Raw genomic sequence first — 21,053 nt, 5'->3', positions numbered from 1 at the left:
GTAGCACCGCGAGTCTGCTTACCGCTCGTTCGTTGCCGGTCTGCGCTAACGCGCTACCTCCAGAAACCGGCCCGTTCGCCTGAGACTATTAACTCCTGTGCGGAAATAATCTAAGTCTGAATGGCAGTTTTTCTCACTCCATGGTTCGAATACAGTCCGGTCTATCGATGGCGCGCGTGCGTCGTCCCACTCAACTGACAAGGACTCTTGATGAACTCGAACCGTTCAGCCGATTTCGCTGCCACGCTACTGCGTGTTGCTCTCGGCGTCTTGTATCTCGCGCACAGCCTGCAGAAGATTTTCGTTTTCACGTTGCCGGGTACGGCGCATTTTTTCGAATCGCTTGGTTTGCCGGGCTGGCTCGGCTATGTCACGACGTTCGTCGAACTGGCAGGCGGCATCGCCTTGCTGCTTGGCGTGCAGGTTCGCTGGGTTGCGCTGGTGCTGCTGCCGTTCATGCTCGGCGCGATGTCCGCTCACCTGCATAACGGCTGGGGTTTCGCGTCGCCAAACGGCGGCTGGGAATATCCGGCTTTCTGGGCAGTGACGCTGGTGGTGCAGTCGCTGCTTGGCGGCGGCGTGGGCGCACTTGCCGGAGCGAAGGTGCCGCGGGCGGTGACGGCTTGAGGGGCCACGTACGAGTTAGCTGGTCTCGTACGGGCAGTGTTGTCGAACAAATATGGCGGTTGGTCTATCGCGCGTCAAAGGCAAATTCGAGCCGCCAGCAAACCCGCTTTGGCAGACTCCGGAGCGGGTTTTTACTTTTTCGCTGGCCAATATTGCCGAGTGCCACTTGCCGCACACAGCGCTCAAAATGCCAAGGGCTTGATCTTCATCCGCTTGGCATTGCGCGCCAGGACGTCATCGAGTGTCGCCACACTGTTGGCGTTGGCATCGAGAGCGGCCGCGAGATGCAGTGCATTCCCTGCACGGAGGCCAGTTGTAGCATCCAGGGTCAGCTCGGCAGCGCGATGGAAGGTTGACGGCTCCACGGGTAGTAGTTGCAGATCGCTGGCGCAAAGACGTTCGAACGTTTGCCACGCGAGCATGCCTTGTTCTGCCGATATCTGTTTCGTTCTTTGCTTGATGCCCAAGGCGCTGGCAAATTCGGTCACGCACCAAGTCGCGGATCCTAGTTCTTCGGAGCAGACCGCATACCACTGTGCCACGGCGGGGCTCATCGCCTCTTTGACACACAGTGCAACAAGCACGCTCGTATCGACATACACCATCAGTAGCGCGCTCCGCGCCGAAGCTCTTCCATTACCGATTCCGTCATCGGCATCGACTCGCGCGTCTTTTCCAGTTCTAGCGCAAAAGCGCGACGATCCCATTTTGCGGCGTGAATACTGATGCCGCCATCGACCGTCAGGTTCACCTGAACCTGGTCGCCCTCCCGGATGCCGATATGGCGCACGTAGTCCGCGGGAATACGAAGCGCAAGGCTATTACCCCATTTTGCCACCTGCAAGTTCATCGAAGCCTCACGTATCTACATAATGGTAGATACATTATATCGTGCCAATCTATATCTGCAAGGTCGACTGTTGCTCTCTACCGTTTTGTCGGAACAGTGTGACCAGCGGGAGCAAAGCTGCGTCCACCGTTCCGCGCGCTCACCTCACACCAGCACCATCTGCGTACACCGGAACAGCGCAATCGTCTTGCCGTTCGGATCGGACACAGTGGCATCCCATACCTGCGTTGTCCGTCCCAGATGCACGCCCCTGGCGACCGCCCGGATCGTACCTTCGATGCAGGTGCCGAGGAAGTTGCTCTTCAACTCGATCGTGGTGAAACTGCGCGCCGTCTCCGGCAGATGGGCAATACACGCATAGCCACAGGCCGTGTCAGCCAGGCCGATCACGCTTGCCGCATGCAGAAAGCCGTTCGGCGCCAGCAACTCGCGCCGCACGGTCAATTCGGCCGTGAGCGAACCTTCCTCGAGCGCGATCACCCGCACTCCCAGCATATCGGGCAAGCTGCCCCGCTGACGCTCCATCAGGCTCTCGATCGTGCAACCCGCGCGCAATTTGCTCATCGTATTCGCTCCTTTTTTGTAAGAATGGCAGCCCAAATGCCCCTTCGGGGTTTCGGTCCAACTCGATTTATCGATATTATCAACGGCTGGATCGACGGGGTCGACGCAAGATCAGACTAGAAGCGGCAATCCGGCTGGCGGCGCCAGCCATCTTCCCGGGAGTATTCATGACGGTAATCGTGGTGGCCAATCCGAAGGGCGGCGTGGGTAAGAGCACGCTCTCGACCAATCTGGCGGGCTATTTCGCCGCGGCAGGCGAGTGGGTCGCGCTGGCGGACCTGGACAAGCAGCATTCGGCCCACGCGTGGCTCGAACTGCGGCCCGCCACGCTGCCGCCCATCGAAGTCTGGGAAATCGACCAGGAGACGCCGGTCAAGCCGCCCAAAGGACTGGAGCACGCCGTGATCGATACGCCGGCGGGTTTGCACGGCAGCCGGCTCGGCATTGCGCTCGATCTGGCCGATAAGGTCATCGTGCCGCTGCAGCCGTCGCTGTTCGATATTCTCGCCACCCAGGAATTTCTCGAGCGGCTCGCCAAGGAAAAGGCCGTGAGGAAGGGGGGGATTGAAATCGGCGTGGTGGGCATGCGGGTCGACGCCCGCACGCGCTCGGCCGAGCAGCTGCATCGCTTTGTCGAGGGACTGCAGTTGCCCGTGCTGGGCTATCTGCGCGACACACAGAACTACGTGCAACTTGCGGCGCACGGCCTGACGCTGTGGGATGTGGCGAAGAGCCGGGTCGAAAAGGATCTGGAGCAGTGGCAGCCGATCGTCGAATGGCTCGAACGCAAGGCTCCCAAGGCCTGATTGAAAGCGGACCGGCTTAGGTCCAGTTCTGGGTGGGCACGTGGTCGCGGCTGCCCTTGATCTTGTTCTTGTCGTCGACGAACACCAGATCGGGCTTCCAGCCTGCCTTCAGTTCCGCTTCTTCCACCATCGCAAACGTGGCGATAATCACCAGGTCGCCCAGTTGCGCGCGCCGCGCCGCCGAACCGTTCAGCGAGATCATCCCGCTGCCGCGCTCTCCTTTGATTGCGTAGGTCGAGAAACGCTCGCCGTTGTTGATGTTCCAGATATCGATGCGTTCGTTCTCGACGATATTCGCGGCTTCGAGGAGATTTTCATCAATTGCGCATGAGCCTTCGTAATGCAGCTCGCAGTGAGTCACCGCGGCACGGTGGATCTTCGACTTCAGCATGTGACGTTGCATGACCGTTCTCTTGGGCCTTTTTCCAGGTGTTCGGTTAGTCAGATTTCGAGGTTGTCGATCAGGCGGGTGGCGCCCAGCTTGGCCGCGGCGAGCACGACGAGCGGCGCATCGATGTCCTGCGCGGTGGGCGGCAGCAGGTTCGAGCGCTTACGCACGGCGATATAGTCGGGCTGCCAGCCGCGTGCGGCCAGCGCGTCCATCGCCGCGCGCTCGATAGCCGCGAAATCCCGGTTGCCGGCCAGTACGGCATCGCGCGCCCGGTTCAGTTCGGCCGCGAGCTTCGGCGCCTCGGCGCGCTCTGCGGCCTGCAGGTAGCGGTTGCGCGAACTGAGGGCGAGGCCGTCGCTGTCGCGCACGGTTTCAGCGGCGATGATTTCCGTGGGCAGCGCGAACTGCTGGCACATCTGGCGCACGATCATCAGTTGCTGGTAATCCTTCTTGCCGAACACGGCGACGCGCGGCTGCACGCACGACATCAGCTTCATCACGACTGTGCACACGCCCTGGAAGAAGCCCGGGCGGAATTCGCCCTCGAGGATGTCGCCCAGATCGTGCGGCGGATGCACGCGGTATTCCTGCGGCTCCGGATACAGATCGCGCTCGGTCGGCGCAAACAGCACGTAGACGTTCTCGCTTTGCAGCTTCTCGATATCGGCTTCGAGCGTGCGCGGATATTTGTCGAAATCCTCGTTCGGCCCGAATTGCAGCCGATTGACGAAAATGCTCGCCACCACCGGGTCGCCATGCTGGCGCGCCAGACGCATCAGCGACAGATGCCCTTCATGCAGGTTGCCCATCGTTGGGACAAACGCAGTGCGGTTCTGGCCGCGCAACTGGTCGCGCAATTCGTGGATCGAGCTGATGACTTTCATGGTCGGACGTGTTTTCCTCGCGCGGCGCAGGACCTGGTTTGCACGATAATGGTGCATGGGGCATCATTTCGGCGGCCAGGCTCCCGTTCCGGTGATGACGGGTTCGGAGCGCGGGATTGTAGTGGATTTGCGCGCGCTGTGCCTACGGATCGGCGCACCGAAGTGAGGCGCGACTCTAATGCGAGGCGCCGCCTATGCCGGCAGGTACGCGAGCCGCACGTAGATAGGCGCGAATGGCTCGGCCTGGGTGATTTCGATCAGCGATTCACGCGACAGCTCCAGCATGGCGATGAAGTTCACCACCACCACCGGCACGCCGCGCGTCGTGTCGAACAGCTCCGAGAACTCCATGAAGCGTGCGTTCTGCAGCCGGCGCAGGATCACGCTCATGTGCTCGCGCACTGACAGCTCTTCCCGCGAAATCCGGTGATGCTGCACGAGCTTCGCGCGTTTGATCACGTCGGCCCAGGCGGCGCGCAGATCTTCGCTATTCACGTCCGGGAAACGCGGCGTGATGCTCTGCTCGATATAGACGTCGGCGCGCAGGAAGTCGCGGCCGAGTTGCGGCAGGTGATCGATACGCTGCGCCGCGAGCTTCATCTGCTCGTACTCGAGCAGGCGCCGCACGAGTTCGGCCCGCGGATCCTCGGCTTCCTCGCCGGTATCCGCCTTCTTGACCGGCAGCAGCATGCGCGACTTGATCTCGATCAGCATCGCGGCCATCAGCAGATACTCGGACGCGAGTTCGAGATTGGTCTGCCGCAGCTGCTCGACGTAGCCCAGATACTGCGTGGTGACATCCGCCATCGGGATGTCGAGCACGTTGAAGTTCTGCTTGCGGATCAGGTACAGCAACAGATCCAGCGGACCTTCAAACGTTTCGAGAAAGACTTCGAGGGCATCCGGAGGGATGTACAGATCGGTCGGCAGCTTGAAAAGCGGCTCGCCGTACAGGCGTGCGAACGCAATGCCGTCGACGGTATCGGGCGTCGAATCGGTCGCGGGCGCGGCGAGCGCAGCGTCGGGCTGCGCCGCTTTGGCGGCGCGGGCCTCGTCGGCGGAACTCACGCTCAGAAGTTCTGGTAGTACTGGTAGGCGGTCTGTTGCACGCGCGAGGCTTGCTGCTCGGCGCGCTCTTCGAGGTCGATCGGCTGTTTGTCCCACAGCAGCGAGCGGCCGCGGCGTTGTTCCGCCTCGAGGGTGGGCTTTTGTTCCTTCAACTGATTCAGGAACTGCGTGATGTCCGATTGATACATGGCTCAACGTCCGTATGGGGAAGTGGCGGCGGTTATTGAGACCGTCGCTCGGGTCGACGCAATTTTACAGCAAGCGTCGCCTGTGGGCGAAAACTCGCGGAACATCGGCCCGGTTGCCACGTCCAAGGCGGGCGAGCCGCAACTGCAGAGCCCATGCCAGAACAGCCGGGGAGGGCGTGGATAGGCCGCCTCCGTCAATTTCGAGATGCCCGCGAGGCGCCGCCGATGTGGTCAAATAGCGAGCTTCGGGCCGCCGCAGCGGCCGGCAAGCGGAATCTTTCATCAACAACGGCCGCGGAGGTCCTGTTTGGCGGGTTGTGCGATCGAACCGTCGCGTGTGCAACATGGCAAACCGGCTGCGCGGCGTGGTCGGCTCGCGCGCCACGCTCAGGGCGCGGCGTGGCTGGTGCGCGCATGGCTGACGCTGGGTCTGGTCTGGCTTGCGTTCGCGGCTGTCGAGGCACGCGCAGCTTACAAGGTCGATATCCAGGCCTCGCCGCGCGCGGTGCGCAAGCTGCTCGAGGAGCATCTGGATATCGCCCGCTTCGCCAAACGCGACGATGTCAGCGACGACCAGTTCGACTTTCTGGTCACCGCGACTCCGCAGCAGGTGCGCGACCTGACCGCTACCGCGGGCTATTTTTCGCCGGTGGTGCGCACCGACGTTCGTACGGTCGACGGCAAGAAGCGCGTCACGGTGAGCGTCGATCCCGGTCCGCAGACCACAATTTCTTCCGTTACGCTGTCATTCAACGGGCCGGTGCTGACCGAAGATCCGGCGCAGGAAAACGCCACCCGTTTTGCCTTTTCGCTGCATGAAGGCGACCCGTTCTCGCAGGGCGGCTGGGACGATGCCAAAAGCGCGGCCCTCCGTGCGTTGCAAGCGCGCCGCTATGTGGCGGCGAAGATTACGCAGTCGCAGGCACGTATCGATCCGCGCACGCATGAGGCGAAGCTGTCCGTCACCTTCGACAGCGGTCCGACCTTCACGATGGGCAAGCTCGAAGTGGTGGGCACCGAGCGCTATCCCGCGAAGATCGTCGACAACGTGAATCCGATTTCCGTCGGCGCCATTTACGACGTGCAGCGAGTGGCTGAACTGCAACGCCAGTTGCAGAACACGCCGTACTACGCGAGCGTCGCGATCGACGTCGGCAACGACCCGGCCAAGCCGCTCGAGACACCGGTGCGGGTGAAGGTCAGCGAATATCCCTACAACAGCATTCGCGGCGGCGTGGGTTACGCCACGGATACCGGTCCGCAGGTGCAGGGCAACTACTCGTATCTGAATACCTTCGGCGCAGCGTATCCGTTCACGGTGGGCGGCCGGATCGACCAGATCGAACAGTTCGGCCAGATCCAGCTGTCGATGCCGCCGGGCGAGCGCGCGTGGACCAATAGCGTGCTGGCCTCGTATGGCACCACCAATGTGTCCGATACCCGCATCTACAGTATTCGCGCCGGCGTGCAAACCACCCGCACATCGCAGTACCTCGACTACGGCTACTCGCTCTTCTATTACGACGACAGGCTCGACCAGAATGCGGTCGGACCGATTACCGCCCACGCACTCGTGCCCGCATGGACCTGGACGCGCCGTAATACCGACGACCCGCTGTTTCCGCGCTCCGGCAACCTGCTTCACGTCGAAGCGGGTTTCGCGGTCAAGGGCGCCCTGGCCGATCAGACTTTCGGGCGCCTCTATGCGCGTGCCCAGCAGTACTTCCCGGTCGGCAAATCCGATCTCGTCTTGATACGTGCTGAATTCGGCGGTGTGTTCACGTCGGGCAGTTCGAGCGGCATTCCGGCCTCGCTGCTGTTCCGGGCAGGCGGCTCGAACTCGGTGCGTGGCTATAGCTACGAAGGCATCGGCAATAACGTCGACGGCTCGGTGCTGCCGACCAAATACCTGATTACAGCTTCGAGCGAATACCAGCACTGGTTCACCCATGACTGGGGCGGCGCGGTGTTCTTCGACATCGGCACGGCCACCGACACATGGGGCGAAAAAGTGTTCTACCCCGGCGTGGGTTTTGGCGCGCGCTGGCGCAGTCCGGTGGGGCCAGTGAACGTCGACCTCGCGTACGGGATTCGTAACAAGGATATCCGGCCGTATCTGACGCTCGGCATCGCCTTTTGATCTTTTACTTCCAACTGCAGTGACTTTCGCTTCAGGCATTGTGATTCGCATGGCTCGAGTATGACGACGGATTCTTCCGCCAACCCTCCTCCGCAGACACCCGGTGGCACCACGCCGGATGGTTCTGAGACGCCGCCTCCCGTGCGCCGCAAGCGCCGGTTGTGGACGCTGCTCGCGTGGTTTATGGGGGTGCCGGTGGTGCTCGTGGCATTGCTGGCGGGAGCGTTATACGGCGCGGTGGCGACTGAACGCGGCACTGCCTATGCGTGGCACGCTGCAGTGAGGCTGCTGGGCGGCCGCCTCACCGGCACGCTGGACGGCGGCGCGCTGATCACGGGCTTGCGTTTGCACGGGGTGGAGTGGCGCAGTCTCGATGGCAGCGGCACGGACATCAAGGTGGACAAGGTCGATGGCCGCTGGGCGGTGAGCGGGCGGCCGTGGCGTTTTGCGGTCGACTATCTGCATGTGGGCACCATCGACGCGCGGATCGGCTCGTCCTCATCCAGCAGCAGTTCGCCGATGAGCCTGCCGAAGGACCTGCGCTTACCGATGCAGATCGAGATACGTGACGTGCGGGTCGATACGCTGCTGTTGCATCAAGGCGGGTCGACGGCTGAGTATTCGCATTTCATTTTCCATGGACGCAGCGATGGGCAGCATCACGAAGCCGCGATCGATCGGCTCGATACGCCGTTTGGTTCGGTGACGGCGGCGGCGAAGCTGGATGGCGTGCGGCCGTTTCCGTTGAGCGGCAATATTGGTTACTCGGGCAAGGTCAATGAGGAGCCGGTGCAGGTCAGCGGGCGCTTGAGCGGCACGCTCGAGACGCTGATGGCGGAACTGGATGCGAGCGGCATGAAACTCGCGGGCCATGCGCACGTGGAGGCGACGCCGTTTGCCGAGGTGCCGCTGCAGCGCGCGACGTTGACGTTCGATCACATTAACCCGCAGGCTTTCGCGCCTGGTGCGCCGTTGGCGGATCTGGCGGTGCGGGCGGATCTGCAGCCGGTTGTGGGTGAGGGCGGCGGTGGCGCAGCGGCGGCGAGTGCGGCGAGCGCGAGTGGGAGTGGTGTGGTTGCGAGCGGGAGCGTTGCCGGTCCGGTTGCAGCGAGCGCCTCGACCACCGCCGCCCCCGCGGCGAGATCTGCCGCTGGCTTTGTAGTCGCTGGTCAGGTGTCGATCGTCAACGCGAAACCGGGCGCGATCGACGAACATCTGCTGCCGCTCATCGAAGCCCATACCGACGTGCGGCTCGATGCGCACGCCCAAAGCATCTCGAATCTGAACGTGCGACTCGTCAAGAACGCGACGCTCACAGGCGCGGGCACGCTGACTGGCAAGCGTGGCCAACTCGATCTGCATGTGGCCGGTCTCGACCTGAACGCGCTCGAAGCGAGCGTGCGCTCAACCCAGCTTGCCGGGCCGATCGGCATTCGCCTGAATGACGACGTGCAGAGCATCACGCTCGACCTCGCTGATCCCAAGGCCGCGCTGCGCGCCCAGGGCAAAATCACGTTTGACCCGGCGCGCATGAGTTTTAGCGATGTGCGGATCACCTCGGGCCGCGGACGGATTGACCTCTCGGGCGCCATCAAACACGACGCCAGTTCCACATACAACCTGAAAGCACAACTGACCGATTTCGATCCGCTCGGTCTGACTTCGCAGATGCCTTCGCGTTCGCCAGCCGGCGCTGCAGCAAACGACGGCAAGGGCCGCAGCAATCCTGCCAGGGCGACACCGGCAAAAGCCCCGGTGCGTCCAGCACAAGCCCCGGTACCTCCGGCAAAGCGCTCGGCGCCTGCCGCAAAACCATCGTCGTCTCCGTCGCCGAAGATCCAGGCGCGCGTCAACGGCACCATCACGGCAGCCGGCGTGCTCGGTCCTACCTTCACGACCAAAGCTGAGATCAAACTTGGCCAGAGCGTCTACGACGACTTGCCGATGACCGGCGGCGGCACGATCCAGCTCGCAGGTTCGCGGATCCTGCCCAGCAAGCTCACGCTGTCAGTAGCAGGCAACCAGGTCGATCTGCAGGGCAGCTTCGGCGCGCCGGGCGACCGGCTGCGGTTTCGCGCGGATGCCCCGCAAATCGAGCGCCTCGGCTTCGGTCTGGCCGGGCAGGTTACCGCCAACGGCGATGTGACCGGCTCGTTTGCGCATCCGAATGTCACGCTGGACTACAAGGCCGATAGCGTCGTGTTCGGCGCGAACAAGCTCGGCCACGCGGAGGGCCACGCCGAGTTGCGCGACGGTGCGAACGGCGCGATGGTCTTTACGACCGACGCGCGTGACCTGAGCACAAACGGCGTCGAACTGTCGACGCTCAGCGCGCGCCTGAACGGCACGCGCGCGCACCATACGCTGCAAGCCCAGGCGGTCGGCACGCTGTATCAGCGGCCGCTCGACCTGACGCTGGCCGCCAATGGCCGCCTCTCCGATACATCGCAAGGCACGGCCTGGGATGGCACCGTCACGCAGTTGCAGAATCGCGGCACGCCTTCGATCAATCTCGAATCGCCGCTAACCATCAGCGCGGCGCCTAACCACGTGACGCTCGGCGCAACCCGGTTGACGCTGGAAGGCGCGGTGCTCGATCTGAAATCGTTCGCGCTGGATCACGGACGCATCCAGTCGGCCGGCTCGCTGACGGGCGTTTCGGTGGCGCGCCTGATGTCGATCCAGCAGGAGTTCACCGGCGAGCCGCCGCCGATGAAAACCGATCTGGTGTTCGACGGCGACTGGGACTTCGCGCTCGGCAACACGGCGAGCGGCCACATCCAGTTGAAGCGCCGCGGCGGCGATGTGACGGTGGAAATCGGCAACGGTCTTGCATCGATGGGTATCACCGATCTCTCGGCGCGCGTCGACTTCAGCGCCGGCAATCGCCTGAACGCGACGGTGCATGCGCAGGCGAGCCGGATCGGCGTGATCGACGCCGACGCTCACACGACGCTTGCGATGAACAACGGTGCATTGAGTATCAACGACGAGGCGCCGCTCACGGGCAATATCGACGCCAATGTGCCGTCGCTGAAGACCACCGGCGGTCTGCTCGGCCCGACTTATATGCTCGACGGCCATCTCGCGCTGAAGCTCGCGCTTGGCGGCACGGTGGCGAAGCCAAGCGTGTCGGGGTCGCTGCTGGGTGACGGCATCTCGGCCACTGCGGTCGATCAGGGCATCCAGTTGAAGGATGGAGTGATCCGCATTGCGTTGTCGCAGAATCTGGTGGACTTCCAGCAGGTTGAATTCCACGGCGCAACCGGCACGTTGCGCGCTACCGGCAAGGTGCGCCTCGACGGTTCGGAGCCCGATCTGACCGCGAGCATTGTTGCCGACAAGCTGGAACTGTTCGCGGCGCCGGACCGCAATCTGTCGCTTTCGGGCAGCGCGACCGTGGCCAACGGCGGACACCTCGGGGCCATGAATATCAATGGGAAATTCACCGTCGATCACGCGCTTTTCGACATGCCGGAGCAGGCGGCGCCCAAGCTCGGTGATGACGTGGTGGTCGTGCGGCCTGACGGCACGGTGCCCGGCGAGGCGAAGCCGGGTGTGCTCCCCGGCAACAAGCCGGCAAGCCGCTTTGCGCCGACCGCTACCGTCGAGATCAATCTGGGCAACAAGTTCCGCTTCCGCGGTCAGGGCGCGGACCTCGGGCTGACCGGCAAGATCACTGCGCTGAGCGCGCCTGACGCGCCGCTGCGCGCAGTGGGCGACGTGCGCGTGACACAAGGCTCGACCTATACCGCTTTCGGGCGCAAGCTGAACATCGAGAACGGCTTCTTCACGTTCAACGGTCCGGTGGCCAATCCGGGCATCAACATTCTGGCGATGCGGCGCAACCAGCAGGTCGAAGCGGGCGTACAGGTGACCGGTACCGTCGACGCGCCGGTCGCCAAGCTGATCTCGGAGCCGTCCGTGCCCGACAACGAAAAGCTGTCATGGCTGTTGTTTGGCCACGGCACCGATCAGGGCAACAACCTCGGTCAGCAAAGTGCGATGACGACCGCCCTGGCGCTGCTCGGCAATACGCAAGGCAAGCGGATCGCGCAGACGTTCGGGCTCGACGAGTTTTCGATCGGCACGAGCGATGTGGGGCTGACGGATCCGCAGGTCGTGATGGTGTCGAAGGCCATCAACCAGTGGCTGGTGCTGGGATATGAGCAAGGCCTGCAGTCGGCGAGCAATGCGATCAAGGCGACGGTCAATCTGACGCGCTACTGGTCGGTGGTGGCGTACGGCGGGACGTTCCAGGGGATGAACCTGTTGTACACGCGGCGCTTCGATCGCTGGCCGTGGTTTGGCAAGTCGAAGCAGTAGGGCGATGCATGCGGGTTGCCCCAGCATGCTCGCAAAGCAAAAAAGCACGTCGGTTGACGTGCTTTTTGCTTTTCCAGTGACGGCGGTAGCGCGACCCGCGCCGCGGTCCTACTTGACCCGCATGCCCGGCTTCGCGCCGCTATGCGGTTCGAGGATGTAGAGGCCCGGTTCGGCCTTCTCGTCGGTCGCCGATGCCGCCAGCACCATCCCTTCGGACAACCCGAACTTCATCTTGCGCGGCGCGAGATTTGCCACCATCACCGTCAGCTTGCCGATCAGTTGCTCCGGCTGATAGGCCGACTTGATACCCGAAAACACGTTGCGGGTTTTCTCTTCGCCGACGTCGAGTGTCAGTTGCAACAGCTTGTCCGAACCCTCCACCGCGCGACAGTCGACGATCTTCGCGATACGCAGATCGATCTTTGCAAAGTCGTCGATCGAGATGATGCCGGAGCCGTCGTCTTCGGTGCTTGCCTTGTCGCCGGCGGCAGCAGCTTTTGCCTTGGCCTTGGTTTTGGCGTTGTCGGCGGCGACAGGCGCCGCGGCGTCCGTTGCCTGCAGCGACTCACGATTGGCCGCCAGCAGTGCTTCGATCTGCTTCGGATCGACGCGCGTCATCAGATGCTTGTACGCATTGATCGGCCGCTCTGAGTTGAGCGGCGTGGCGGCATCGGACCACTTCAGCGGCTCGATGCCGAGGAACCCTTCGACGGCTTCCGCGAGCTTCGGCAGCACCGGCTTCAGCGCGAGCGACAGCAACCGGAACGCCTCGACGCTGACGCTGCAGGTTTCGTGCAGCGCGACCGCGTTGGCTGGATCTTTCGCCTGATCCCACGGCTTTGCTGTATCGACGTAAGCGTTGACAGCGTCGGCCAGATCCATCGTCTGACGCAGTGCGCGGTTGTACTCGCGCGCTTCGTAGTTGGCAGCGATCTGCGGGATCGCCGCGCGCAGCGTGCCGAGCAGCGGATGCTGCATCGCGCTGTCCTGCACGCGCCCGTCGAAACGCTTGATCAGGAAGCCCGCCGCGCGGCTCGCGATGTTCACGTACTTGCCGACCAGATCGCTGTTCACGCGTGCCTGGAAGTCGTCCAGATTCAGGTCGAGGTCTTCCATCGTGCTGTTCAGCTTGGCGGCGAAGTAGTAGCGCAGCCATTCCGGATTCAGGCCGGTGTCGATCACGCTCTGCGCCGTGATAAACGTGCCGCGCGATTTCGACATCTTCGCGCCGTCCACCGTCAGGAAGCCGTGCGCGAACACGTTGGTCGGCGTGCGATGGCCCGAAAATTCGAGCATGGCCGGCCAGAACAGCGTGTGGAAGTACAGGATGTCTTTGCCGATGAAGTGGTACTGCTCGGCGCTCGAGCCCTTGCGCACCCACGCGTCGAAATCGATGCCGCGCTTTTCCGCGAGGTTCTTGAAGCTCGCGTAATAGCCGACCGGCGCATCCAGCCACACATAGAAGTACTTGCCCGGCGCGCCGGGGATCTCGAAGCCGAAGTACGGCGCGTCACGGGAAATATCCCAGTCAGCCAGCTTGGCCTCGCCGGAATCGCCGAGCCATTCGCGCATCTTGTTGGTGGCTTCAGGCTGTGCCAGTCCACCCACCCAGCCGCGCAGGAAATTCTCGCAGCGCGGGTCGGAGAGGCGGAAGAAATAGTGCGTCGACGTCTTGCGGATCGGCGTGGCGCCCGAGACCACCGAGTAAGGGTTGATCAGCTCGGTGGGCTGGTAGGTCGAGCCACACACTTCGCAGTTGTCGCCGTACTGGTCTTTGGCGCCGCACTTCGGACACTCGCCCTTGATGAAGCGGTCCGGCAGGAACATTTCCTTGACGGGGTCATACGCCTGTTCGATATCGCGTGCGTCGATCAGCCCTGCGTCCTTGAGCGCCGTATAGACGGATTCGCTAAGAACCCGGTTCTCTTCCGAGTCGGTCGAATAATAATTGTCGAAGGAAATACCGAAGCTGTCGAAATCGCGCTTGTGTTCCTGCCAGACGCGGTCGATCAGCTGCTTCGGCGTGATGCCTTCCTTTTCCGCCCGCAACATGATCGGCGTGCCGTGCGTATCGTCGGCGCCGACGTAATACACCTCGTGGCCGTGCATGCGCAGCGTCCGGACCCAGATGTCCGTCTGGATATATTCGACCAGATGGCCAATATGGATTTGCCCGTTCGCATAGGGAAGGGCTGACGTGACGAGAATCTGTCGACGGCCGGACGGCGCGCCTGCGGGGAGACCGGTTGCGGGTGCTGACATAGGGATGTTTGAGGGCTTGCGGGAGACGAAACTACGATTCTAGCAGGGCGGCCGCGGCGAGCAGACCCGCGGTGTTTTGGTGCGCCAGACCTTGAACTGAACGGCGCGCGGAACCGGCACCAAAAAAAACCGGGGCTATGGGCCCCGGAGCAACAACGACAAGAGGAGAATGGTGCCGTGGCGGCAAAGCCAGCCACGTACCGTAAAGAGAGACAGCGGATTTTCGGGAGAGTTCGAAATTTTTTTCGATTCACCTACCGGTGTTTCCGTCCCCATCACATGGTGGGATTCGCGGCGCGGCGACTGACTGCACGCCGCGCGCTGGCCCCACACCCATTCCCCGCTGTACTAGCCGTTAGCCTGCGTGTTGCGCGGTCGCGCGCAGGTAGATTTCCACGCGGCGGTTCGCAGCACGGCCCGCGTCCGTGTTGTTGTCGGCGATCGGATTGTTCTGACCCATGCCCTGTGCGGACAGGCGTTGCGGATTGATGCCGCGCTGGAGCAGGGTGTCGGCGACGCTTTGTGCACGGTTGACCGACAGGGTCTGGTTGTACTGCGGCGAACCGGTGCTGTCTGTATAACCGACCACTTGCGCGATCAGCTCCGGATTCTGCTGGAGCGTCTGCGCCAACTGGTCGATGATCGGCGTGAACGACGGCTTGAGCGCATAGCTGTTCGTATCGAACGTAACCGAGCTCGGGATGTTCAGCTTGAGCGAACCGTCCGGCTGTTCCGTGATCTGCGTGCCGGTACCCTTGGTGGCGCCCGACAGCTTGTTGTGAATGGCCTGCCAGTTGTAGCCGGTGATGCCGCCAACCGCTGCGCCGACGCCCGCACCGATTGCCGCGCCCTTGCCACCACCAAAGATCGCGCCGAGTGCCGCACCCGTACCGGCGCCCACGCCCGTACCGACGGCGGTGTTGGTGCCCTGTTGCGTGGCGCAGCCTGCCAGCAGCGAACCGGCGACTGCGAAGACTGCCAGGCGAGTCATGATTTTTGCGTTCATTTTGATTCCTCTTGATTATTAAAGCGGGTCGTCCGTCCACGATGGGCATGTTGGTCGACGCCGCGCAAACACGGTGAAGAAGGGTCTTCCGGCAACCTCCCGCGCCAGCCACTACAATGACGACTGAAGTATCTGGCGATGCGACCCTGCGGCCTGCTGCTGGCGAAGGGTGCCCGGCAAGGCTGATTTGCGCAATCCCACATAACAATTTCTTTCAATTTCCAGTCGGTGGCCGAAACTTCGATTCGGTCGCGCCGCAAGTGTTCCCATGGAGTCTCAATGAGCATTGATCGGGCATTGGTCGACGCCGCCCTCGCGACTGTCGCTGACCCCAACACCGGCCGCCCTTTCGCGGCGGCGAAAGGCCTCAAGAACACCGCTATTGATGGTGCCACGGTTAGCGTCGAAGTGATACTCGGCTATCCGGCCAAACGGCAGTTTGAAGCGATTCGCACACTGATCGGCGACGCGTTGCGCGCCGTGCCGGGTGTGGCCGAGGCACGTGTGCAGGTTTCCCAGCAGATCGCGGCGCACACCGTGCAACGCGGCGTGAAACTGTTGCCGAACGTGAAGAACATTATCGCGGTGGCGTCGGGCAAGGGTGGCGTCGGCAAAAGCACGACCGCCGTGAACCTGGCGCTGGCGCTCGAGAGCGAAGGCGCGTCTGTCGGCATTCTGGATGCGGACATCTATGGCCCGTCGTTGCCGATGATGCTCGGCATCGAAGGCCGTCCGGAATCGGTGGACGGCCAGACAATGAGCCCGATGCGCGGCCACGGCATGCAGGCCAACTCGATCGGCTTTCTGATCGAGCAGGACAACCCGATGGTCTGGCGCGGCCCGATGGCCACCTCCGCGCTCGAACAGCTGCTGCGGCAGACGAACTGGGAAGATCTGGACTACCTGATCGTCGATATGCCGCCCGGCACCGGCGACATCCAGCTCACGCTGTCGCAGCGCGTGCCGGTGACGGGCGCGGTGATCGTGACCACGCCGCAGGACATCGCGCTGCTCGACGCCAAGAAGGGCCTCAAGATGTTCGAGAAGGTCGGCATTCCGATCCTTGGAATCGTCGAGAACATGGGCATCCATATCTGCTCGAATTGCGGCCACGAAGAGCATATTTTCGGCGCCGGCGGCGGCGATCGCATGGCGAAGGAATATGGCGTCGAAGTGCTCGGCAGCCTGCCGCTCGATATAGGCATCCGCGAGCAGGCGGACTCCGGTCGCCCGACCGTGGTGGCCGATCCGGACGGCCGGATCGCTGAGATTTATCGCTCGATTGCCCGCAAGGTGGCGATCCATATCGCCGAGCGTGCCCGCGACATGACTTCGAAGTTTCCGACGATCGTGGTGCAGAACACCTGAAACTCCTTTCGGAACACGGGCGCAGGCGTTGGAGACGCCTCCGCTCGCGGTATCATGTCGACTTCATCAGGTTCGGCTCGGCGACCGCAGGGGCGGCCGGCGGTCGACAAGAGGATCGCATGGGAAAACGAATCGACGGGCAGGCGGTGCATGCGTTCATCGTCCTGGCTGCCAGCAGCCTGCTGCTATGCGGCTGCACTACATTCCTGAGACCACAGGAAAAGCGCGCCGAGGCACAACTGGTGCCGGCCGTAGGAAGCCAGACGCGCGGTCTGGTGACCTTCATTGAGCGCTCCGACGGCGTGCAGGTTACCTACAATCTTTCCGGCTTGCCTCCTGATAGCGATCATGCGCTGCAGGTGCATGAGCGCGGCGATTGCAATTCGGTGGACGGTTCGAGCGTCGGCGCGGTTTTCGCGCCGGCGGCCGAGCGGCTGAAGATGGGTGCACGGGTTGAAGGCGATCTCGGCAATATCCACGCGGATTCGAACGGTGTGGCGAGCGGCTTTATCGTGGCGCCGGACGTTTCGCTCGACGGCATCCGCTCGGTGCTGCAGCGGGCGGTGGTGGTGCATCGCGACGCTTCCGATCCTTACGCCTGGCCGCAACATGGTGCCGGCCCGCTGCTCGCTTGCGGCATCATCCGGCAGTAACGGCGGCCAGTGGTGGCTGGCGCGCGGTCATCATCAAGTCTCGCGCCGCATTTTCGACGCGTCTTCAGCATTCTGCAGAACCGGTCCGTTCTCACTCCGCTGCGCTGCAGCAATCTTATTTGCCGCAGTTGCGGCAGCAGCGCGCTGATCGCGTAAAATAAGCGCCTTTCGTCCGGCAACACGCGGCCCGGCGGGCCTTTGCCGGCTTCATCCTTATTCATCCATGCTTCATCCGTTACGCAGCGTTCAACTATGACCATCAAATCCGACAAGTGGATCCGGCGCATGGCCGCGTCGCACAACATGATCGAGCCGTTCGCGCCCGATCAGGTGCGCGTTTCCGAGGACGGCCGGAAGATCGTCAGCTATGGCACGTCGAGCTACGGCTACGACATTCGCTGCGCGGACGAATTCAAGATCTTCACGAACATCAACTCGACCATCGTCGACCCCAAGAACTTTGACGAGAAGTCGTTTGTCGATTTCAAGGGCGACGTCTGCATCATCCCGCCGAATTCGTTCGCTCTGGCGCGCACGGTGGAGTATTTCCGTATTCCGCGCAGCGTCCTGACGGTGTGTCTGGGCAAGTCGACCTATGCGCGTTGCGGGATCATCGTCAACGTGACGCCTTTTGAACCCGAGTGGGAAGGGCACGTTACGCTGGAATTCTCAAATACGACACCTTTGCCTGCGAAAATCTACGCGAACGAAGGCGTTGCCCAGGTGCTGTTTTTCGAAAGCGACGAAATTTGTGAAACGTCGTACGCGGATCGCGGCGGCAAATATCAAGGTCAGCACGGCGTGACGTTGCCCAAAACGTGACGCTCGCAGCGCACTGACCCACCCGGAAATACAGGTGACCGCTGCTCTTTACCCAGGAAAGCAGCGGTCGTTCCTTTTGGAGAATCGCCCATGAAGTTTCGTTTTCCCGTCGTCATCATTGACGAAGATTTCCGCTCCGAGAACATCTCGGGTTCCGGCATCCGGGCTCTCGCGGAAGCAATCGAGAAAGAAGGCGCGGAAGTGCTCGGGCTGACGAGCTATGGCGATCTGACCTCGTTCGCGCAGCAGTCGAGCCGTGCGTCGTGTTTCATTTTGTCGATCGACGACGATGAGCTGCTGCCGTATTCCGACAACGTGGTGGTCGAAGGCGACGCGCCCGAACTGGCCGCCGCAATCGTCGCACTGCGCGCGTTCGTGACGGAAGTGCGCCGCCGCAACGCCGACATCCCGATCTTCCTGTACGGCGAAACGCGCACCTCGCGCCATCTGCCCAACGACATCCTGCGTGAGCTGCACGGCTTCATTCACATGTTCGAGGACACGCCGGAGTTCGTCGCGCGCCATATCATCCGCGAGACCAAGGTTTACCTCGATTCGCTCGCGCCGCCGTTCTTCAAGGAGCTGGTGCAGTACGCGGACGAAGGCTCGTACTCGTGGCACTGTCCTGGGCACTCGGGCGGCGTGGCGTTCCTGAAGAGCCCGCTTGGCCAGATGTTCCACCAGTTCTTCGGCGAGAACATGCTGCGCGCGGACGTGTGTAATGCCGTCGACGAACTCGGCCAGCTGCTCGATCACACCGGCCCGGTGGCCGCCTCCGAGCGCAATGCCGCGCGCATTTTCAGCGCCGACCACGTGTTCTTCGTGACCAATGGCACGTCGACCTCGAACAAGATCGTCTGGCACGGCACGGTGGCGCCGGGCGACATCGTGCTGGTGGACCGCAACTGCCACAAGTCTATCCTGCACGCGATCACGATGACCGGCTCCATTCCGGTGTTCCTCACGCCGACGCGCAACAACTTCGGCATCATCGGTCCGATTCCGCGCAGCGAATTCGAGCCTGAGAACATCAAGAAGAAGATCTTGGCGAACCCGTTCGCGCGCGAAGCGCTGGCGAAGAATCCGGACCTCAAGCCGCGCATCCTGACCATCACGCAGAGCACCTATGACGGCGTGATCTACAACGTCGAGATGATCAAGGAAATGCTCGGCGACTGGCTCGATACGCTGCACTTCGACGAAGCGTGGTTGCCGCACGCCGAGTTCCACGAGTTCTACCAGGACATGCACGCCATTGGCGCGGGGCGTCCGCGCATCGGCGCGCTGGTGTTCGCGACGCACTCGACGCACAAGCTGCTGGCCGGCATTTCGCAGGCATCGCAGATCGTCGTGCAGGATTCGAAGAACAGCCGCTTCGACAAGCACCGCTTCAATGAAGCGTATCTGATGCATACGTCCACGAGCCCGCAGTACGCGATCATTGCTTCCTGCGACGTGGCCGCGGCGATGATGGAAGCGCCGGGCGGCACCGCGCTGGTGGAAGAGTCGATCGCCGAGGCGCTCGATTTCCGCCGCGCGATGCGCAAGGTCGACGACGAATACGTCGACGACTGGTTCTTCAAGGTGTGGGGTCCGGAGGAGTTCGCGGAAGAGGGCATCGGCTCGCGCGAAGACTGGATGCTGCGCCCGAACGACGCGTGGCACGGCTTCGGTCCGCTCGCCGAAGGCTTCAACATGCTCGACCCGATCAAGGCGACCATCGTCACGCCGGGTCTGGACATGGACGGCGGCTTCGGCGAGTCCGGCATTCCGGCGGCAATCGTCACGAAGTACCTGGCCGAGCACGGCATTATTGTCGAGAAGACCGGCCTGTATTCGTTCTTCATCATGTTCACGATCGGCATTACGAAGGGCCGCTGGAACTCGATGGTGACCGAGTTGCAGCAGTTCAAGGACGACTACGACAACAACCAGCCGCTGTGGCGCGTGCTGCCGGAGTTCGTCCAGCATCATCCGATGTACGAGCGCGTCGGCCTGCGTGATCTGTGCGAACAGATCCACAGCGTCTACCGTGCCAACGACATCGCGCGTCTGACCACCGAGATGTACCTGTCGAGCATGGAGCCGGCCATGAAGCCGTCCGACGCGTTCGCTAAGCTCGCGCACCGCGAGATCGACCGGGTACCGATCGACGAACTCGAAGGTCGCGTCACGTCGATTCTGCTCACGCCGTATCCGCCGGGCATTCCGCTGCTGATTCCAGGCGAGCGTTTCAACAGGACGATCGTCAACTATCTGCGTTTTGCACGCGAGTTCAACGAACGCTTCCCTGGCTTCCACACGGACATCCACGGTCTGGTGGGCGAGACGATCAACGGCCGCATCGAGTACTTCGTCGATTGCGTGCGCGGCTGAAAATGAGACGGTTGCAACGGATCGGCGGCGCCTGGTTGTTGGCCGCTGCCGCGCTGCTGACGACGGCGTCGACGCTGGCGATCAGCGCGCGCGCCGAAGTGGCCGCGGCCGATCCGATCGACGCGGCGATGCGTACGTGTCTGGCCCGCAGTGACATGTCGTCGACGACGGGCCAGTTGCAGTGCATGGAGACGGCGCGCTTTGGCTGGCAGGCCGCGATGAATACGGCATGGCAGCAGCTTGCGGCAAAGCTGCCGCCTGCACGGCGCAAGCTGTGGGAAGAGAGCCAGACCCGCTGGCAGGCTTCGCGCGATGCGCAGGCGCCGTTGCTGGACGCAGTCTTCGCGACAAAGCAAGGTGCCATGTATCAGACCGCCGAGGCGGACATGCAATTGCAGCCGGTGCGCGACCGCGCGCTGGCGCTGCGCAGCGCGGCTGCCGACGCGGGCAGTGGCGGAACTCTGCCGGTTCGCCCACGACCGTGTTCCGCGGACGCGATGTGCGAACACGCGACTTTCGACATGAACCGCTACTACCGCCGCTTGCAGACCAAGCTGCCGGCGCGTGCCCGAGCGATCCTGACGCGGGCGCAGCGTGCGTGGAGCGCGTATCTGGAGGCGGCGACCGCGGTGACCGACGAGCGCGGCCGGGTCGACATCATTGGCGCGCGGGTGGCGACGCTCAAGCGGCTGTCGGATACGGTGGGCAGCGACGGCGATTGA

The 21,053-nt window shown here is 62.7% G+C and carries 18 protein-coding genes; 9 read left to right on the top strand and 9 right to left on the bottom strand.

The genetic code is table 11. The features are described from left to right. Positions 1-210 precede the first annotated feature (210 nt). The gene (locus BUS06_RS18040) at positions 211-627 is read left to right on the top strand and encodes a DoxX family protein (protein WP_074265498.1); all 417 of its coding nucleotides are present in this window, start codon (positions 211-213) and stop codon (positions 625-627) included. Between the two features lie 182 nt (positions 628-809). On the opposite strand, the gene BUS06_RS18035 is transcribed toward BUS06_RS18040, so the two are convergent. From BUS06_RS18035 to BUS06_RS18025, 3 genes are all read right to left on the bottom strand, one after another. After that, entirely contained in the window at positions 810-1,232 is a 423-nt protein-coding gene (locus BUS06_RS18035; RefSeq protein ID WP_074265497.1) for a type II toxin-antitoxin system VapC family toxin, read from the bottom strand. Next, entirely contained in the window at positions 1,232-1,477 is a 246-nt protein-coding gene (locus BUS06_RS18030) for an AbrB/MazE/SpoVT family DNA-binding domain-containing protein (RefSeq protein WP_074265496.1), read from the bottom strand. The genes BUS06_RS18035 and BUS06_RS18030 overlap by 1 nt, the downstream gene beginning before the upstream one ends. 144 nt (positions 1,478-1,621) lie before the next feature. Next, positions 1,622-2,041, bottom strand: coding sequence for a PaaI family thioesterase (locus tag BUS06_RS18025; RefSeq protein ID WP_074265495.1), 420 nt, complete (start codon positions 2,039-2,041; stop codon positions 1,622-1,624). A 167-nt stretch (positions 2,042-2,208) separates the two neighbouring features. Between BUS06_RS18025 and BUS06_RS18020 the strand changes: the two genes are divergently transcribed. Next, entirely contained in the window at positions 2,209-2,847 is a 639-nt protein-coding gene (locus BUS06_RS18020) for a ParA family protein (protein ID WP_074265494.1), read from the top strand. 16 nt (positions 2,848-2,863) lie between these two features. Here the strand turns inward: BUS06_RS18020 and panD are convergent, their stop codons facing one another. The 4 genes from panD to BUS06_RS18000 all read right to left on the bottom strand — a co-directional run bounded on the left by panD (position 2,864) and on the right by BUS06_RS18000 (position 5,378). Next, positions 2,864-3,250 (bottom strand): aspartate 1-decarboxylase, encoded by a 387-nt coding sequence (gene panD / locus BUS06_RS18015; protein WP_074265493.1) that lies wholly within the window; start codon positions 3,248-3,250, stop codon positions 2,864-2,866. Positions 3,251-3,288: 38 nt separating this feature from the next. Next, the gene (panC, locus tag BUS06_RS18010; protein WP_074266170.1) at positions 3,289-4,122 is read right to left on the bottom strand and encodes a pantoate--beta-alanine ligase; all 834 of its coding nucleotides are present in this window, start codon (positions 4,120-4,122) and stop codon (positions 3,289-3,291) included. 192 nt (positions 4,123-4,314) lie between these two features. Further along, positions 4,315-5,190 carry a segregation and condensation protein A gene (locus tag BUS06_RS18005; protein ID WP_074265492.1) on the bottom strand — a complete coding sequence of 292 codons (876 nt, stop codon included), beginning with the start codon at positions 5,188-5,190 and terminating at the stop codon, positions 4,315-4,317. A gap of 2 nt (positions 5,191-5,192) precedes the next feature. Continuing rightward, on the bottom strand, positions 5,193-5,378 hold the full coding sequence (locus tag BUS06_RS18000) for a DUF3460 family protein (RefSeq protein WP_074265491.1): 186 nt from the start codon (positions 5,376-5,378) through the stop codon (positions 5,193-5,195). Positions 5,379-5,685: 307 nt separating this feature from the next. On the opposite strand from BUS06_RS18000, the gene BUS06_RS17990 reads away from it, so the two are divergent. After that, the gene (locus tag BUS06_RS17990; RefSeq protein WP_074265489.1) at positions 5,686-7,518 is read left to right on the top strand and encodes an autotransporter assembly complex protein TamA; all 1,833 of its coding nucleotides are present in this window, start codon (positions 5,686-5,688) and stop codon (positions 7,516-7,518) included. 60 nt (positions 7,519-7,578) lie between these two features. Continuing rightward, on the top strand, positions 7,579-11,844 hold the full coding sequence (locus tag BUS06_RS17985) for a translocation/assembly module TamB domain-containing protein (protein WP_074265488.1): 4,266 nt from the start codon (positions 7,579-7,581) through the stop codon (positions 11,842-11,844). Between the two features lie 108 nt (positions 11,845-11,952). On the opposite strand, the gene metG is transcribed toward BUS06_RS17985, so the two are convergent. Both metG and BUS06_RS17975 read right to left on the bottom strand, forming a co-directional pair. Continuing rightward, positions 11,953-14,106: a methionine--tRNA ligase gene (metG, locus tag BUS06_RS17980; RefSeq protein ID WP_074265487.1), complete on the bottom strand. Its 2,154-nt coding sequence runs from the start codon at positions 14,104-14,106 to the stop codon at positions 11,953-11,955. A 355-nt stretch (positions 14,107-14,461) separates the two neighbouring features. Next, positions 14,462-15,112 (bottom strand): YiaD family glycine zipper/OmpA-like lipoprotein, encoded by a 651-nt coding sequence (locus BUS06_RS17975; protein ID WP_074265486.1) that lies wholly within the window; start codon positions 15,110-15,112, stop codon positions 14,462-14,464. Between the two features lie 279 nt (positions 15,113-15,391). Here BUS06_RS17975 and apbC point away from each other — a divergent pair, with 279 nt between their 5' ends. From apbC to BUS06_RS17950, 5 genes are all read left to right on the top strand, one after another. After that, positions 15,392-16,480 carry an iron-sulfur cluster carrier protein ApbC gene (apbC, locus tag BUS06_RS17970; RefSeq protein WP_074265485.1) on the top strand — a complete coding sequence of 363 codons (1,089 nt, stop codon included), beginning with the start codon at positions 15,392-15,394 and terminating at the stop codon, positions 16,478-16,480. 119 nt (positions 16,481-16,599) lie between these two features. Continuing rightward, positions 16,600-17,133: a superoxide dismutase family protein gene (locus BUS06_RS17965; protein ID WP_074265484.1), complete on the top strand. Its 534-nt coding sequence runs from the start codon at positions 16,600-16,602 to the stop codon at positions 17,131-17,133. Between the two features lie 252 nt (positions 17,134-17,385). Next, the gene (dcd, locus tag BUS06_RS17960; protein WP_012432068.1) at positions 17,386-17,955 is read left to right on the top strand and encodes a dCTP deaminase; all 570 of its coding nucleotides are present in this window, start codon (positions 17,386-17,388) and stop codon (positions 17,953-17,955) included. Between the two features lie 90 nt (positions 17,956-18,045). After that, on the top strand, positions 18,046-20,331 hold the full coding sequence (locus BUS06_RS17955; RefSeq protein ID WP_074265483.1) for an arginine/lysine/ornithine decarboxylase: 2,286 nt from the start codon (positions 18,046-18,048) through the stop codon (positions 20,329-20,331). 2 nt (positions 20,332-20,333) lie between these two features. Next, complete coding sequence (locus tag BUS06_RS17950) at positions 20,334-21,053, top strand: lysozyme inhibitor LprI family protein (RefSeq protein WP_074265482.1); 720 nt, start codon at positions 20,334-20,336, stop codon at positions 21,051-21,053.

It is taken from the genome of Paraburkholderia phenazinium (assembly GCF_900141745.1).
Lineage (GTDB): Bacteria > Pseudomonadota > Gammaproteobacteria > Burkholderiales > Burkholderiaceae > Paraburkholderia > Paraburkholderia phenazinium_B.
This window is presented reverse-complemented; position numbering and strand designations above follow the sequence as displayed.